16 protein-coding genes are annotated in these 14,976 nt (G+C 57.3%); 4 read left to right on the top strand and 12 right to left on the bottom strand.

Annotated elements, in window-relative coordinates; translation table 11 throughout:
• Positions 1–5 precede the first annotated feature (5 nt).
• The 12 genes from I5L79_RS09215 to I5L79_RS09160 form a co-directional block, all read right to left on the bottom strand.
• Positions 6–1,481: an MBOAT family O-acyltransferase gene (locus I5L79_RS09215; RefSeq protein WP_196954743.1), complete on the bottom strand. Its 1,476-nt coding sequence runs from the start codon at positions 1,479–1,481 to the stop codon at positions 6–8.
• Positions 1,482–1,505: 24 nt separating this feature from the next.
• Complete coding sequence (gene accC, locus I5L79_RS09210) at positions 1,506–2,852, bottom strand: acetyl-CoA carboxylase biotin carboxylase subunit (protein WP_196954742.1); 1,347 nt, start codon at positions 2,850–2,852, stop codon at positions 1,506–1,508.
• Between the two features lie 129 nt (positions 2,853–2,981).
• Complete coding sequence (accB, locus tag I5L79_RS09205; RefSeq protein WP_196954741.1) at positions 2,982–3,473, bottom strand: acetyl-CoA carboxylase biotin carboxyl carrier protein; 492 nt, start codon at positions 3,471–3,473, stop codon at positions 2,982–2,984.
• Positions 3,474–3,501: 28 nt separating this feature from the next.
• Positions 3,502–4,065, bottom strand: coding sequence for an elongation factor P (gene efp / locus I5L79_RS09200; RefSeq protein ID WP_149072786.1), 564 nt, complete (start codon positions 4,063–4,065; stop codon positions 3,502–3,504).
• 147 nt (positions 4,066–4,212) lie between these two features.
• The gene (locus I5L79_RS09195) at positions 4,213–5,226 is read right to left on the bottom strand and encodes a beta-ketoacyl-ACP synthase III (RefSeq protein ID WP_196954740.1); all 1,014 of its coding nucleotides are present in this window, start codon (positions 5,224–5,226) and stop codon (positions 4,213–4,215) included.
• A 62-nt stretch (positions 5,227–5,288) separates the two neighbouring features.
• Positions 5,289–6,230, bottom strand: a complete 942-nt coding sequence (gene plsX, locus I5L79_RS09190; RefSeq protein ID WP_196954739.1) for a phosphate acyltransferase PlsX — start codon at positions 6,228–6,230, stop codon at positions 5,289–5,291.
• Positions 6,231–6,359: 129 nt separating this feature from the next.
• Complete coding sequence (rpmF, locus tag I5L79_RS09185; RefSeq protein ID WP_196954738.1) at positions 6,360–6,584, bottom strand: 50S ribosomal protein L32; 225 nt, start codon at positions 6,582–6,584, stop codon at positions 6,360–6,362.
• Positions 6,585–6,635: 51 nt separating this feature from the next.
• Positions 6,636–7,175, bottom strand: coding sequence for a YceD family protein (locus I5L79_RS09180; protein ID WP_196954737.1), 540 nt, complete (start codon positions 7,173–7,175; stop codon positions 6,636–6,638).
• 78 nt (positions 7,176–7,253) lie between these two features.
• Positions 7,254–7,622, bottom strand: a complete 369-nt coding sequence (locus I5L79_RS09175) for a helix-turn-helix domain-containing protein (protein WP_196954736.1) — start codon at positions 7,620–7,622, stop codon at positions 7,254–7,256.
• Between the two features lie 218 nt (positions 7,623–7,840).
• Entirely contained in the window at positions 7,841–8,848 is a 1,008-nt protein-coding gene (pdxA, locus tag I5L79_RS09170) for a 4-hydroxythreonine-4-phosphate dehydrogenase PdxA (protein WP_196954735.1), read from the bottom strand.
• Between the two features lie 75 nt (positions 8,849–8,923).
• Complete coding sequence (locus I5L79_RS09165; RefSeq protein ID WP_196954734.1) at positions 8,924–9,295, bottom strand: four helix bundle protein; 372 nt, start codon at positions 9,293–9,295, stop codon at positions 8,924–8,926.
• A gap of 129 nt (positions 9,296–9,424) precedes the next feature.
• A complete protein-coding gene (locus I5L79_RS09160) occupies positions 9,425–10,873 on the bottom strand; it encodes a leucyl aminopeptidase family protein (protein WP_196954733.1) in 1,449 nt (482 codons plus the stop codon).
• A gap of 196 nt (positions 10,874–11,069) precedes the next feature.
• On the opposite strand from I5L79_RS09160, the gene rsmA reads away from it, so the two are divergent.
• The 4 genes from rsmA (at position 11,070) to I5L79_RS23645 (ending at position 14,975) form a co-directional block, all read left to right on the top strand.
• A complete protein-coding gene (gene rsmA / locus I5L79_RS09155; RefSeq protein ID WP_196954732.1) occupies positions 11,070–11,876 on the top strand; it encodes a 16S rRNA (adenine(1518)-N(6)/adenine(1519)-N(6))-dimethyltransferase RsmA in 807 nt (268 codons plus the stop codon).
• Positions 11,877–12,276: 400 nt separating this feature from the next.
• Positions 12,277–13,230, top strand: coding sequence for an NAD(P)-dependent oxidoreductase (locus I5L79_RS09150; RefSeq protein ID WP_231403000.1), 954 nt, complete (start codon positions 12,277–12,279; stop codon positions 13,228–13,230).
• A gap of 193 nt (positions 13,231–13,423) precedes the next feature.
• A complete protein-coding gene (gene greA, locus I5L79_RS09145; protein ID WP_196954731.1) occupies positions 13,424–13,897 on the top strand; it encodes a transcription elongation factor GreA in 474 nt (157 codons plus the stop codon).
• Positions 13,898–14,075: 178 nt separating this feature from the next.
• Entirely contained in the window at positions 14,076–14,975 is a 900-nt protein-coding gene (locus tag I5L79_RS23645) for a nuclease A inhibitor family protein (RefSeq protein ID WP_196954730.1), read from the top strand.
• Position 14,976 lies beyond the last annotated feature (1 nt).

The following is a 14,976-nucleotide window of genomic DNA, read 5'->3' as shown; positions in this document are numbered from 1 at the left end:
TTTACTTAGAACTGAAAGTAGATGAACTGACGCTCTTCAAAAGCACCAAACATGACTATAACCAAAAGTGCTAAATAATAAGCTCCCCAGCGTACATAAATAGGCATAGCCTTCAACTGTTTATTGAGATTAAATCGCATGTGAAGTGTCGCAATTACTTCTAGTATAATAATCAGAGCAAAAAATACCGGCAAGAGCTTTATACTTGGCAGTGATGGTCCCAATGTTACGGTATGTTTTACAATAACATTACTTAGTTCTTGAGGTATTTTTGTTAATTGCTTTACCATATATATGGCATCGGCGAATGAATGCGCACGGAAGAAAATCCAAGCCACTGTAACTAAAACGAAGTTAGTTGTAATGCCAAGAATTCTCCGTACGCTCGAGTTTTCAGACAGTCCTATAAGAGTAGCCAGGCGTGAACGAACTGGCTTAAGTAAGCCACCCGCTACCTGATATATGCCATGCAATGCACCCCATATAATGAAGGTCCAAGCAGCTCCGTGCCATAAGCCACTCACCATAAAAACTATGAATAAGTTTAAATATCTTCGGCTCTTAGAAACACGGCTACCACCCAAAGGAATGTATAAATAATCCCGAAACCATGTCGAAAGCGATATGTGCCACCGTCTCCAGAACTCACCGATAGATGCAGCGTGATAAGGATGATCGAAATTGCGCATCAGTCGGAACCCCATTACGCGTGCTGTACCAAGTGCCATATCAGAATAACCAGAAAAATCACAATAGATCTGGTACGAAAAGAAAATACTAGCTATGGCAATAGTAAGCGCAGGATACCGCTGTGGTTGGTTAAACACTGGGTCAGTGAAAATGGCTAGTCGATCAGCAATAACTACCTTTTTAAGTAAGCCCCAAGCCATTAATTTTAGCCCTTCAGTCACATCAAAGTAGTTGAACTTATGCTTCTGATAAAACTGGTGCATTACCTGTTGAGGCCGCTCTATAGGGCCAGCTACCAGCTGGGGATAAAACATGACATACAATGCGTAAATGCCAAAGTGGCGCTCTGCTTTCTGATTGCCACGATATACCTCGATTGTATAGCTCATAGCTTGGAATGTATGAAAAGAGAGTCCGATGGGCAATAAGATACTTAAGAAAGGAATGCTGGCGCTATTATCACTGGGTAATACTAAGCCTAACAAAGTATTTAAGTTCTCCGCAATAAAATTGTAATACTTAAAAACAGCGAGTACTCCTACATTAGCACAAATACTGACTATAAGCCATATTTTGCGATTGTGGCCATCAGCCTTTTCAATGAATATGCCCGCATAATAATCGATTATAATTGTTGCAAATAGTATGACTATATAAATAGGGACAAAAGCCATATAAAATACACAACTGGCAATCAATAAATGAAGCCATCGGTACTTATGTGGCAACAGAAAATAAACTGTTGTTACAAAAATGAAAAAAAACAGAAAATCTGTTGAGTTAAAAAGCATAATGAATGCAGTATTTGAAGGTATTTACAGCACCGAGAAGTCGAAGGAGGATTCCAGAAACTTGGTAGTGAAGTTGCCGGCCTGGAAGTCGGCGTTGTCCATCAGGGCAAGGTGGAAAGGAATGGTCGTTTTCACGCCTTCCACTACGAACTCACTCAGGGCCCGCTTCATCTTCACAATGCACTCTTCCCGCGTCTGAGCTACGGTGATGAGCTTGGCAATCATCGAGTCATAGTTGGGCGGAATCTGGTAGCCGGCGTACACGTGCGTATCCACACGCACACCGTGGCCGCCGGGAATATGCAGGGTAGTGATTTTGCCGGGTGAGGGGCGGAAATCCTTGGCCGGGTCTTCGGCGTTGATTCGGCACTCCATAGCGTGCATCCGCGGGTAGTAGTTGTCGCCCGAAATCGGGATGCCCGCTGCTACCTTGATCTGTTCCTTGATGAGGTCGTAGTTGATGATTTCCTCCGTCACGGGGTGCTCCACCTGAATGCGGGTGTTCATCTCCATGAAGTAGAAGTCGCGGTTGGCATCTACCAGGAACTCAATAGTGCCCACGCCTTCGTAGCTGATGGCCGAGGCGCCGGCAATGGCGGCCTTGCCCATCTTCTCGCGCAGCTCTTCCGTCATGAAAGGCGACGGCGCCTCTTCCACGAGCTTCTGGTGTCGGCGCTGAATGCTGCAGTCGCGCTCCGAGAGGTGGCATACGCGGCCGTACTGGTCGCCGCAGATCTGAATTTCGATGTGCCGGGGCTCCACCACAAACTTCTCCAGGTACACGCCATCGTTGCCGAAGGCGGCTTTGGCTTCGGTGCGGGCGTCGTTCCAGGCTTTCTCGAACTCGTCTTCGGCGTTGATGATGCGCATGCCGCGCCCACCGCCGCCGGCCGTAGCTTTCAGGATAACCGGGTACTTGATTTTGGCGGCCACTTTTTTGCCCTGCTCTACCGAGTCGAGCAAGCCCACGGAGCCCGGGATGCAGGGTACGCCGGCCGCAATCATGGTGGCTTTGGCCGAGGCCTTGTCGCCCATCTGGTTGATCATCTCGGGCGAGGCTCCGATGAACTTGATGCCGTTTTCCTGGCACACGCGCGAGAATTCGGCGTTTTCACTCAGAAAGCCGTAGCCCGGGTGAATGGCGTCGGCATTGGTGATTTCGGCGGCGGCAATCAGAGTCGGAATGCTCAGGTAGCTCTGCGCGGAAGGCGGCGGGCCAATGCACACGGCCTCATCGGCAAAGCGCACGTGCAGGCTTTCCTTGTCGGCAGTGGAGTACACGGCCACCGTTTTGATGCCCATTTCCTTGCAGGTGCGGATAATGCGCAAAGCAATTTCGCCCCGGTTGGCAATCAGTATTTTCTTGAACATTGGGTCTTGGGATCTTAGGGTCTTGGGGTCTTGGATACGCTGAAAAGTAAGGGGCCTTGCGGTCCTGGGTCGGTTTTCCTTCAGAAAACCAAGACCCCAAGACCCCAAGACCCCAAGACCCCAACCAGATTACATCGGCTCGATGAGGAACAGCGGCTGGTCGTACTCCACGGGGGAAGCGTTTTCCACCATGGCCTTCACGATGCGGCCGGACTGCTCGGCTTCGATTTCGTTGAACAGCTTCATGGCCTCAATGATGCAGATAACCTGGCCTTTCTCCACCAGGTCGCCTACCTGCACAAACAGCGGCGCGTCGGGCGAGCTGCTGCGGTAGAAGGTGCCAATCATGGGCGACTTCAGGGGCACGTAGTTGCCACCGGCGGCTTCGGCCGCCGGCGCAGCTGGTGTGCTGGGTGCCGCCGCGGGCGTCGGAGCCGCTACCGGGGCGGGAGCTGCGGCCATCGGTGCCGGAGCGGCCGCTACAGCCACGCCGCTGCTCACCACCTTGGTGCTGGGCTCGCGCTGCACCGAGATTTTGAATTCCTCGGTTTCGATGTTGACTTTGTTCAGGCCCGACTTGGCAATAAAGTCAATCAGGTCTTGCAGTTCTTTGGCTTTCATGACGGCGGCTGAGGGCTTGGTGGGCTGCTTATTTGACTCTTTCGACATAGGAGTAGTCGCTGGTCTTGATGCGAATTTTGGTGTCGGTATCAATGAACAGCGGCACCTGAATGCGGGCGCCGGTTTCCACCGTGGCGGGCTTGAGCGTGTTGGTGGCGGTGTCGCCGCGCAGGCCGGGCTCGGTGTACGTCACTACCAGCTCTACGGTAGTGGGAAGCTCAGCGGTGAGCGGCTGCTCGGTTTCGGCGTGGAACAGGATAGTCACCACTTGGCCTTCTTTCATCAGGTCGGCGAAGGGCACCATGGCCTCGGGCAGCACTACCTGCTCAAAGCTTTCATTGTCCATAAACGTGAAGCCGTACTCGTCCTTATACAGGTACTGGTGGGGGCGCTGCTCTACACGGGCCGTTTCCACTTTCACGCCGGCGTTGAACGTGTTGTCAATCACACGGCCGGTTTTGATGTTGCGGAGCTTGGTGCGCACGAAGGCCGGACCTTTGCCGGGCTTCACGTGCTGGAATTCGGTGATGACGTGCAGCTCGTTGTTATAATTCAACACGAGCCCGTTGCGAAAATCGGCAGTAGTGGCCATGGGGTGGGGAAATTGAAATTGGTAATCAAGAATGCAGAACGACAGAGCTCCAGCCGATGGCAGCCATAAACTTCATCTTTTCTTCCTGCATTCTTAATTGAAGTCGCAAGTATAGAGGTTTTCCGCGTGCGTGCCGCCTCGGCTGGCTCAGATGCCCGTGGCTACAGCGGCACCGTCGTAGGCCCACTTCACGTAGAGTGCGCCCCAGGTGAAGCCGCCGCCGAAAGCCGCGAAAATCAGGTCGTCACCTTTCTTGAGCTTACTTTCATAGTCAGCCAGGCACAGCGGAATGGTGCCGTTGGTGGTGTTGCCAAACCGGTGAATGTTGAGCATGACCTTTTCCGGGCCAATGCCCACGCGGTTGGCCGTAGCATCGATGATGCGCTTATTGGCCTGATGGGGCACCAGCCAGGCAATATCGTCGGCGGTGAGATGGTTGCGCTCGGCTACCAGGGCGGCCGTGTCGGCCATGTTGGTGACGGCAAACTTGAACACCGTGGAGCCTTCCTGGTAAATGTAATGCTCGCGGTTGGCCACCGTTTCGGCCGTTGGGGGGCGGCGGCTGCCACCGGCTTTCTGGTGCAGGTAGCGGGCCCCGTTGCCATCGGAGTGCAGCTGCTGGTCGAGCAGGCCGTAGCCTTCGGTGTTGGGTTCCAGCAGCACCGCCGCCGCGCCGTCGCCGAAAATTATGCAGTTGGCGCGGTCGGTATAGTCTACAATGGCCGACATCTTATCGGCGCCGACTACCACTACTTTCTTGTAGCTGCCGGTCTGGATAAACTGGGCGCCGGTGGTCAGCGCGAACAGGAAACCCGAGCAGGCGGCCTGCATATCGAAGCCAAAGGCCTTGGTAGCGCCTATGCCGGCCGTAATGAGGTTGGCCGTAGCCGGAAACACCATGTCGGGCGTGGTGGTGGCGCAAATCAGCAGGTCAATTTCCTCGGCCCGGGTGTTGGTTTTGGCCAGCAGCTGCTCCACGGCCTTGATGCCCATGACGGACGTGCCCTGGTCTTCGCCCTTCAGAATGCGGCGCTCCTTGATACCGGTGCGGGTGGTAATCCACTCATCGGTGGTGTCTACCAAGGTTTCAAGCTCCTGGTTGGTCAGCACGTAATCGGGTGCATAGGCACCCACTCCGGTAATGGCAGCGGTAACTTTCATCGAAAACGGATAAACGAAAAAGCGCGGCTAAGAAAAAGTCCGGCCGGGGCCGGACTTAGTCGCTAAGACTTGAAGGTGTTTTTTATCTGGTCGGAAATGCCCGAGTGCGCCATTTGGTAGCCCTGCATCAGCATGTTGCAGATAGCAGCCGGCGTGCTCACGCCGTGCCCGATGATGGCGTTGTCGTTGATGCCCAGAATGGGGGAGCCGCCCACTGCTTCGTAGTTGAACTTGTCGAAGAAGGGGTCGTGCAGGTTTTTTTCGGCCATGATGTCGTAAATCGACTCGGCCATTTTCAGGAGCACGTTGCCCGTGTACCCGTCGCAGATGATGACGTCGGCGCGGTCGTTGAACAGGTCGCGACCTTCAATGTTGCCGATGAAGTGAATATGGGGATTCACCTTCAGCAGGTTGTGCGCGGCCTGCAGCAGCGTGGTGCCTTTTCCTTCTTCTTCGCCCAGGTTCATCAGGCCCACTTTAGGCTGCTCAATGCCCAGCACATACTGCGCGTATAAAGAGCCCAACTCGCCGAACTGCTCCAGCATTTCGGGTTTGCACTCGGCATTGGCACCTACATCGAGCATAATGCCGAAGCTGCCGTGCAGCTTGGGAACGAAGTTCGCAATGGCCGGGCGCAGTACGCCGGGCACAGCTTTCACCGAAAACATAGCACCCACCAGCATGGCACCGGTGTTGCCAGCCGAGCAGAAGGCTTCGACCTCGCCCGCGTGGAGCATGCGGTAGCCTACGGCAATGCTGGAATCCTGCTTTTGCTGGTAGGCTTTGGCCGGATGTTCTCCCATTTCGATGATCTGCGAGGCAGATACGAACAGGAGGTCGGCGGCCGCTTCGCCGTGCTGGTCCAGGAGGGGACGCACAGCGTCTTCCTGACCAATCAGCACTATCTGGGCTTTGCCGGCCAGGGTTTTAGCCGCCAATACCGCGCCATCGACCGCAGCCCGCGGGGCAAAGTCGCCCCCCATAGCGTCCAGGGCTATCTTCATGTACGAACGTTCAAGATGTCTGGGAGAGAACCTCCGGGGCCGTCTTCCGGCCCGCACGGGACTGAAAGACGGCCGGCATCCTCACCTAGGAGGAACGGAGGAAAGAGGGCAGTTTGGAAAGAGCGGAGGCTATTCTTCGTCGGCGTCGGCGGGGGCCGCGGCGGCTACGGGCGCGTAGTCCTTGATGGCTACTTTGCCGTTCAGGTACAGGTCACCATCAACCACGTAGGCCTTGTGGCGCAGGTGCAGCTCGCCGGTGTTCTGGCAGATGGAAACGGGCTTCGGAGTGAGCTTGTAGTGGGTGCGACGCTTTCTGCGGACTGCGGTAGAGGTCCGGCGTTTAGGATGAGCCATTTTGAAAAGAAATTATGAAGGATGAAGTAGAAAGAAAGAATCAAGCCGGGCTTAATTCAGGTTGCGCAGGGCGTTCCAGCGCGGGTCGATGCCGTCGTTGTCATCATCGTCGTCGGCGTCGCCTTCCTGGCGGGTCGTGAAGATGAGCTTGGTTTCGGAATCGGGGTTTTCGTCGGGCTCGTTCTGAAAGCGCGGGTGCAGCTTCTTCATGGGCAGGGCCAGCCCAATGTAGTCGAACAGGTGCTGGGCAATGGGCAGCGTCTGGGTGTCCTGCGTGATTTGCAGCACATTGTCATCCAGCTCTAGTTCCCGGTCGCCGTAGCGCACCAGTAACTGCTCATGCACGTCCAGGGGCTGGTCGTACTCGTCCAGGCTTCGGTCGCACACTAGGCGCACGGTGCCCGTGATATCGAAGTCCAGGGTCAGCAGCCGGTCGGTTTTATGCAGCGTCACGTCGGCGTGCAGCTGGCCATCGGGGATGAGCTGCTGCTCGAACTGCTCGAAAAAGGCCCGGTCCAGCTCAAACGCAAAGTGGTGCGTTTTGTCGGCCAGCTTGGCAATTGCCAGATCGTATTGAGCGTCCTTTTTCACGGGTCAGGTTGGTAGCAGGGAGCAAAAGTAGGAAGTTTTCGCCGGGTTGAAAGTGCGGGAGCGAAGCTAGCGGATAAGTCAGGCGTTCTTAAGAATGAAGTCCGACGGAATGCCTAGCCGTTCGTACAGGCGCTTGGCCAGATCGAGCGTCACGCGCCGCTTGCCGCTCAGAATCTGCGAGAGACGCCCGGCGGGCACTTCCAGCAGCTGAGCCAGCTCCTTCTGCTTGAGCCGCATCTGCTGGCGCTTCAGCTCAATCATTTCGGCTAAAGACGTCGGCAGATTCGGAATGGGCAGCAGCCCCAGCTTGCTCTCGTACGTGTCCAGTGCCACAATAAGCTCCCGAAACTCGGTTTCCAGCGCCTCATTCCCCTCAATACCCGCAGCTACCAGCGCATCAAGGCGGCGCAGGGCAGTACGGTAGTCGGCAGGAGTGTGCAGCGTCATAGAAAGCAAAACGGCCACTTTCGGCTAATTCCAAAAAAGCAGGCTGCAAAGCTACGGCATAGTTTTGAAACCGCAAACAATCTTTTCAAAAACGAAATATTCTTTGTGAATACGTATCTTTTCCGGAAGCCTCAATCAGCCAAAAAACAAGCACCGGCTGACGCAGTTGCTGCGCCGGCCGGTGCCGAGTTCAACCAAGCACATCGTGGATAGAAGCCCTATTGGGCTGCTGCTTCCCGGCGACGCCGCACCAGGTCGCAGGCCAGGTACAGGGCCTCGCGGAAGGACGTTTCATCGGCTTTGTACTGTCCGGCCAGTCCATAGGCCGTGCCGTGGTCGGGGGAGGTACGAATGACCGATAGGCCCGCCGTGAAGTTGACGCCCCGCTCGAAAGCCAGGGTTTTAAATGGAATCAGCCCCTGGTCGTGGTAGAGCGAGAGGGTGGCGTCGAACTGGCGGAACTGTCCGGTGCCGAAGTAGCCATCGGCGGGGTAGGGGCCATACACCAGGTGGCCATCATCCTGCAGGCGCTGCAGTACGGGCGCTACTATGTCGGCTTCCTCGGTGCCCAGCAGGCCGTTTTCGCCGGCGTGGGGGTTGAGGCCCAGCACCGCCACGCGCGGCTTCAGAATACCGAAATCCTGCGTCAGGGATTTGAGGAGAATGCGCAGCTTGGTTTGCAGCAGCTCTTTGGTTAAGCGGCTGGGCACATCCTTAAGGGCAATGTGGCCAGTGGCAGTGGCTACGCGCAGATCCTCACTAACCAGCAGCATCAAACTTTCCCGGGCCTCGAAAAAGCTGGTCAGAAACTCAGTGTGGCCGGGGTAGCGGAAGTCGTCGGCCTGAGTGTTTTCCTTGCTGATGGGCGCCGTCACGAGGGCATCGAGCAGGCCAGCTTTCAGGTCGAGGGCGGCAGCCAGCAGGCTTTGGCGGGCGGCGCGGCCGCTAGCCTCGGAAGGCTGGCCGGGCGTGAGCGTGAAATCTTCTTCCCAGCACGTCACGGCATTGTGCTTGCCGGGCGCAATGTCCTGCGCCTCGCGCACCTGCCGGAACGTGAGCGGCTCGGCGTCTTTAATCACCGGAAACTCGTCGAACAGCACGGTGGCCGTACCATAGACCACCGGCGTGCAGAATTTCAGCAGGCGGGCGTCCAGAAAGGTCTTGTAAATGATTTCGGGCCCGATGCCGGCCAGGTCGCCGACGGATATGCCAATGCGTGGAAGCATCTGATTGTGCTTAGTGCTGGGTGCCTAGTGCTTAGGTTGTGGGGGCAAGGTTTGGCCTGGCTCCGGCAACTGGCACTAGACAGTTAGCTTTTGTTTGTAATGGTTGATGAAGCCGTGCAACAGCTTTTTGCAGTCGGTTAGTTTTTCAAGGTTTTCACTCAGCAGTTGCTGAGAAAGGAAACCCTGATCAAAGCTGATGTACAGCTGGGTTTCCAGCTCATACAACGAGCCTCGAGCCATGAAAAAGAATTGCAGCGCGTCTTTGGGGTACTGCCGGCCGCAGCCCTCCGCAATGTTGGACGCAACTGAAACCGCACTTCGGCGCATTTGGCTGGTCAGACCAAACAGCTCCTCTTGCGGAAAGGCTCGCGTCAGCTGATAAACGGAAGAAGCCAGTTGGCGGCTTTTTTCCCAAACCAGCAAGTCGGTATAAGGCCGGCCTTCCATCTTTCTTTTGGTGCTTGGTTATTTGTTAGTGTTCAGGACTTAGTGCTTAGTTTTCTGATATTATGCTCACTGGCTAGCCACCAATTATTTGGCTGCCTGGAATTCCGAACACAACCTAAGCACTAAGCACTAAGCACGACGCACTAAAAACTCATACGCAAGGCGTACGGCAGTGCCGGTTCCACCTTTGCCGCGGTAGGAGTCGGGGGCGTAGAGGTAGGCGGGGGCAGCAATATCGAAGTGCACCCAGGGGTAGCCCTCCGTAAACCGCTCCAGGAACTTGCCGGCAGAAATGGCACCGGCTTCGCCCTTGCCCAGGTTGTTGAGGTCGGCAATGTCGCTCTTGATGTGGTCGGCGTACTCGTCCCAGAGCGGAAACTCCACCAGCCGCTCGTGGGTGCGGTGGCCCGCCTGCTTAAGGGCGTCCAGCACATCCTCATCGGCCGTGCCCATGCACACAATGCCTTCCTTGCCGATGGCGCGGGCGGCGGACCCGGTGAGCGTAGCAAAATCCAGCACCAGCTCGGGGTTGTATTTCCTAGCAAAGGCCAGGGCATCGGCCAGCAGCAGGCGGCCCTCCGCGTCGGTGTTTAGCACTTCCACCGTCAGGCCGCTGTACATCGTGATGACGTCGCCGGGGGCAAAGGCCATGCCGCCGGGACGGTTGTCGGTAGCCGGCACCAGCCCGATAACGTGCAGGGGCACCCGGTTTTTGGCCAGGGCGTAGAGCGTGCCCACCACGGCTGCGCCGCCGGCCATGTCGCACTTCATGGTGTCCATACCGCCGGGCGTAGGCTTCAGGCTCAGGCCGCCGGTGTCGTACACCACACCTTTGCCCACCAGCACGATGGGCTGTTGGTTGGTGGCGCCTTCGGGCTTGTATTCCATGATGGTGAACGTAGGCGGCTCGGGGCTGCCCTGGTTTACCGCCAGCAGCCCGCCCATACGCAGGGCCTCAATACGTACCAGGTCCAACACCTCCACGTGGAAGCCGGCCTCGGTGCCCGCCTGCGTCATCTGGTCGGCAAACTGAGTGGCACTGAGCTTGTTTTGCGGAGCATTCACCAAGTCGCGGGCCAGGTACACGCCGGCCAGCACGCCTTCCAACTCCCGCACCTGCTCGGCCGTCACGTCGGCGCCTACCAGGGTGAGGCGCTGCAGGTCGGGAGCCTTCTTTGATTTTTCGTCGGTTTTGTAGCCGGCAAACTGGTACGCGGTGAGGGCCAGTCCTTCGGCCAGGGCCAGGGCGCCGGAGCCCGTCAGGTCCTGCACGAACAGCTCCTGCACGTGGTCGTGCTTAAGGTGGGCGTACAATTGATGGCCGCACTCGCGCAGGTATTCGGCGCTGAGGGCCAGCGTCTTTTTCTCTTCAGCTACCACGTAGTAATGGTGGTGCGTGTACTGGTTGATGCGGATGAGCTTGGAACCAGCGGCCAGCTGCCGGGCCACGTACTCGCGCACCGGCTCGGGCAGGTCGGCAGCGGTTTCTACGGAAAGCTCCGTGGTGCCGGCAGGCAGGATAAAAACGGTATCCGCAATGGACGGGAAGTCGGCGGCGTAGGCAAGCTGAAGCGGCATGAGCAGGGAAATAAACCGTTAATTCACCCAGATAGGAGCCGCGCCGCACGGAGTGAGCGGCACCGGCTGTACCTTTAGGCCGCGAAGGTAAGCCTTTTAGGCATGAGGAATGACGCGTGAAGAATGAGGAGCAAGCTAGTGGCTGTTCTTTGGTTTTCGGCCCTCGTTCCGCACGCCTCACTCTTCATTCTCCAGTATGGATTCCGTTAAAGCTAAAAAGCACCTCGGGCAGCACTTCCTCAACGACCCCAACATTGCCCGCAATATAGTGGAGGCCCTGCGCCTGCCCGACGGTGTGAAGGAAGTGCTGGAAATAGGGCCGGGTATGGGCGTGCTCACTCAAACCCTGCTTCAGCACCCCGAGTACCGCACTTCCGTGGTGGAAATTGACCGCGAGTCGGTAGCGTATCTGCAGCAGCACTACCCGGCGCTGGAAGGCCGCATCTACTCCCAGGATTTCCTGAAGATGGACCTGAGCAAGCTCTATCCCGGGCAGCCCCTCAGCATCATCGGCAACTTTCCCTACAACATCAGCTCCCAGATTTACTTTCAGGTGCTGGCTTACCGGCAGCAGGTGCGCGAGTGCGTGGGCATGATTCAGAAGGAAGTGGCCGACCGCCTGGCCGAAGGCCCCGGATCCAAAACCTACGGCATTCTGAGCGTGCTGCTGCAGGCGTTCTACGATATTGAATACCTGTTTACAGTGCCCCCGCACGTGTTCAGCCCCCCGCCCAAGGTGCAGTCGGCCGTTATCCGCCTCACCCGAAACCAAACGGTGGCCCTGGCCTGCGACGAGAAGCTGTTTTTCCGGGTAGTGAAGCAGGCTTTCCAGACGCGCCGCAAAACCCTGCGCAACGCCCTCAAGCCTTTCGGCATGCCGCCCGAAGCCACCACCGACCCCATTTTCGACAAGCGCGCCGAACAGCTCAGCGTGCAGGATTTTGTAGGGCTGACGCAATGGGTGGAGAATCAATTAAAAGGGGGCGATGAAACGGCTGCATAATGCGGCTTATGCGGGTGTATTGCTGATGGGTGTCGGCTTGCTGAGCAGTTGCGAACAGCTTATTGGTTGTGATGGTATGATTAAGGATGTCACCGGAAAACCACTAGTCGGAGTTCGGGTAACGTTACGGCAGAATGAGATAAGTCACGAGGCCGTTTTTTCTGATTCGTCGGGTCGATTTCAGGCTACTCAATTTATTGGGTACATCGGAACACCACCACATCAGGAAGTTATATTTACCAAAGCTGGATACCAGTCGAAGCGTGTGGACCTGAGCGCGTTATACAAGCGTCAGGGATATTCACTGAAGCTCCGGGATAGTATGGGAGTCGTTATGAAAAGGGCCGACGTCCCTTCCGCAAGTACGCATCGTTTGTAATTTTTAATTCTCATTTTTTAATTGAAAACCTCCATCTGCCTCGTCATCGACGACATGCACCCCAGCCTGCCCGACTACCTGCGGGAAGCCGGGGTGGAAATTCACTATCGGCCTGACCTGACAGCCGCCGAAGTACCGGCCGCCCTGGCCGCGCATCCGTACGACGGGCTGATGGTGCGCTCCAAGCTGCGCATCACGACCGAGCTGCTCAGTCACGGCCCGCACCTGCGCTACGTGGCCCGGGCCGGGGCCGGCGTCGATAATATCGATGAGGCGGCTTTGGCTGCGGCCGGCATCACGCTGCTGAATGCACCCGAGGGCAACCGCGACGCTGTGGGCGAGTACGCCATTGGGCTGCTGCTGGCTTTGCTGCGCCACATCCCACGCGCCCACCAGGAAGTACGGGCCGGGCAATGGCGGCGCGAGGCCAACCGGGGTGAGGAGCTGGGCGGCAAAACGGTGGGCCTCATGGGCTACGGGCATATGGGCAAGGCTTTTGCGCGCCGTCTTGCCGCCTTCGACTGCACCGTGCTGGCTTACGACCACGACCCTGCCTGCGACTATGGGCACCATGCCACGCCCGCGACGCTGGCCGAGCTGCAGGCCCGGGCCGAAGTGCTGAGCATTCACATTCCGTATTCGGCCGCCAACCACCACTTCATCGGCTCGGAATTGCTGCAGGGCTTCCGCAACCCTATCTGGCTGCTGAACACAGCCCGGGGAGAGGTGCTAGACCACGCTGCCCTGGTACAGGGACTGCAGAGTGGGCAGATTCGGGGAGCGGCGCTGGATGTGCTGGAAAACGAAAAGCTGAGCACACTCACCCCGGAGCAGCAGGCCCGGTTCGACTTCCTGGCGGCGGCTCCCAACGTTGTGCTGTCTCCGCATGTGGGCGGCTGGTCATACCAGTCCTACGAGCGGATCAATCAGGTGCTGGCCAGCAAGATTCAGACGTTTCTGCGCAGCCGCTCTTAGCTGGCTGCTGCAGGCTGATAAAGCAGCGGAAGAGGAGTTTTGGGGTGCAAAAATCGCCAGAAGGACGTTGCCCCGCCGGGAGCGGGCTAGCAGTATTCGCGCAGGTTTCGTATATTTGCCTAAACCTGTCGGGGGAGAACGGCCAGCCACGCTGGCCGTTCTCCTTGTTTTTTGAGCTTACCATCACCCAACCATGGCAACCATAAATTATTATACTCCCGAAGGCCTGCAGAAGCTGAAGGACGAGCTGCAGGACCTCAAAATCCGGGGCCGCGCCAAAGCCGCCGAAGACCTGCGCGAAGCCCGCGACAAAGGTGACCTGAGCGAAAATGCCGAGTATGATGCCGCGAAGGAAGCGCAGGGCCTGCTGGAAATGAAGATTTCCAAGCTGGAGGAAGTTGTGGGCAATGCCCGCCTGCTCGACGAGACAAACCTTGACTTGACCAAAGTGCTGATCATGAGCAAAGTGAAGCTCAAGAACCTGAAAAATAACATGGTGCTCGACTACACGCTCGTAGCCGAGGAGGAAGCCAACCTGGCTGCTGGTAAAATCTCCGTGAAGTCGCCCATCGGCAAAGGCTTGCTGGGCAAGTCGGCCGGCGACACTGCCGAAATTACGGTACCCGCCGGCAAGCTGCAGTTTCAGATCCTGGAAATCAGCCGGTAGCGGTGAGTTAGTGAGATGGTGAAACGGTGAGTTACATGTTCTCGCTTCAATCCAGCGTCAAAAAAGGGCGAAACCGGAAGGTTTCGCCCTTTTGCGTTTTGCCCCGTACTTTAACGCCGCCGACTGCGCGCCGCCAGAACGTCAAACTCACCACCTCACTAACTCACCATTTCACCGTATGCCTTCCATTTTCTCTCGAATTGTTGCGGGCGAGCTGCCAGCCTATAAAGTGGCCGAAGACGAGCACCACCTGGCGTTTCTCGACATCACCCCCCTGATAGAAGGCCACGCGCTGGTGATTCCGAAAAAGGAAGTAGACTACATTTTCGACTTGCCACCGGCCGAGCTAGCGGCCCTGCACCAGTTTGCGCAACGCGTGGCCAAGGGCGTGCAAGCTGCCGTGCCGTGCAAGCGCATTGGTGTGGCCGTAATCGGGCTGGAAGTGCCCCACGCGCACATTCACCTTATCCCGATGCACCATGTGTCGGACATGAACTTCGCCAACCCCAAAATCAAGGTAGCGCCGGAGCGGATGCAGGAGCTGGCCGCTGCCATTGCGGCCCGGGTGCCGGCCGCCGAAGCTTCCGCGCCCGCCTCGCCGCTGAACACCAAAGGCGGCCGCGAAACCACCGAAGCCCCGGCCTCTGCCCCGAGTGCCAAGCAAGAAAAGCCAGCCGCCGAAACCTCTGATGCCACGCTCGACCAGCTTCGCCAGCTCACGCAGGGCTTGCACTTTGTGAGTGAGTCGGAAGCGCCGCTGGAGGCCGTGAGCTACGCCGCGCCCGCCGGTCAGCTCACCGATGCCGCCCTACGCAAGCTGGCCGGTCAGCCCGCCGATACAAAGGTGGAAAAGCTGGAGCTGACCTACTTCCTGCGCAACCACACCGCCGATGATGGGGTGCTGGGCGACCTGGCCCTAGCCAACCGCTTCAAGGCCCTGCAGATGTACCTGAAACAGGAGCTGAACAACGTGCAGGTGTACCGCTTTGGCCAGAGCCCGCAGGTGCCGGTGCTGGCGCTGGGCGAGGCCGAAGGCGGCCAGCTGGCCGGCTTCAAAACCGTCCTCACCGAAACCTGAT

Source organism: Hymenobacter guriensis, from assembly GCF_015773195.1.
In the GTDB taxonomy this organism is placed as follows: Bacteria; Bacteroidota; Bacteroidia; order Cytophagales; family Hymenobacteraceae; genus Hymenobacter; species Hymenobacter guriensis.
This window is presented reverse-complemented; position numbering and strand designations above follow the sequence as displayed.

Coding starts and splice junctions, on each gene's coding strand:
- accB (WP_196954741.1), bottom strand. CDS start 3,473: ATGAAAGCCAAAGAACTGCAAGACCTGATTGACTTTATTGCCAAGTCG.
- efp (WP_149072786.1), bottom strand. CDS start 4,065: ATGGCCACTACTGCCGATTTTCGCAACGGGCTCGTGTTGAATTATAAC.
- rpmF (WP_196954738.1), bottom strand. CDS start 6,584: ATGGCTCATCCTAAACGCCGGACCTCTACCGCAGTCCGCAGAAAGCGT.
- I5L79_RS09175 (WP_196954736.1), bottom strand. CDS start 7,622: ATGACGCTGCACACTCCTGCCGACTACCGTACTGCCCTGCGCCGCCTT.
- pdxA (WP_196954735.1), bottom strand. CDS start 8,848: ATGCTTCCACGCATTGGCATATCCGTCGGCGACCTGGCCGGCATCGGG.
- I5L79_RS09195 (WP_196954740.1), bottom strand. CDS start 5,226: ATGAAAGTTACCGCTGCCATTACCGGAGTGGGTGCCTATGCACCCGAT.
- I5L79_RS23645 (WP_196954730.1), top strand. CDS start 14,076: ATGCCTTCCATTTTCTCTCGAATTGTTGCGGGCGAGCTGCCAGCCTAT.
- plsX (WP_196954739.1), bottom strand. CDS start 6,230: ATGAAGATAGCCCTGGACGCTATGGGGGGCGACTTTGCCCCGCGGGCT.
- I5L79_RS09165 (WP_196954734.1), bottom strand. CDS start 9,295: ATGGAAGGCCGGCCTTATACCGACTTGCTGGTTTGGGAAAAAAGCCGC.
- greA (WP_196954731.1), top strand. CDS start 13,424: ATGGCAACCATAAATTATTATACTCCCGAAGGCCTGCAGAAGCTGAAG.
- I5L79_RS09160 (WP_196954733.1), bottom strand. CDS start 10,873: ATGCCGCTTCAGCTTGCCTACGCCGCCGACTTCCCGTCCATTGCGGAT.
- accC (WP_196954742.1), bottom strand. CDS start 2,852: ATGTTCAAGAAAATACTGATTGCCAACCGGGGCGAAATTGCTTTGCGC.
- rsmA (WP_196954732.1), top strand. CDS start 11,070: ATGGATTCCGTTAAAGCTAAAAAGCACCTCGGGCAGCACTTCCTCAAC.
- I5L79_RS09215 (WP_196954743.1), bottom strand. CDS start 1,481: ATGCTTTTTAACTCAACAGATTTTCTGTTTTTTTTCATTTTTGTAACA.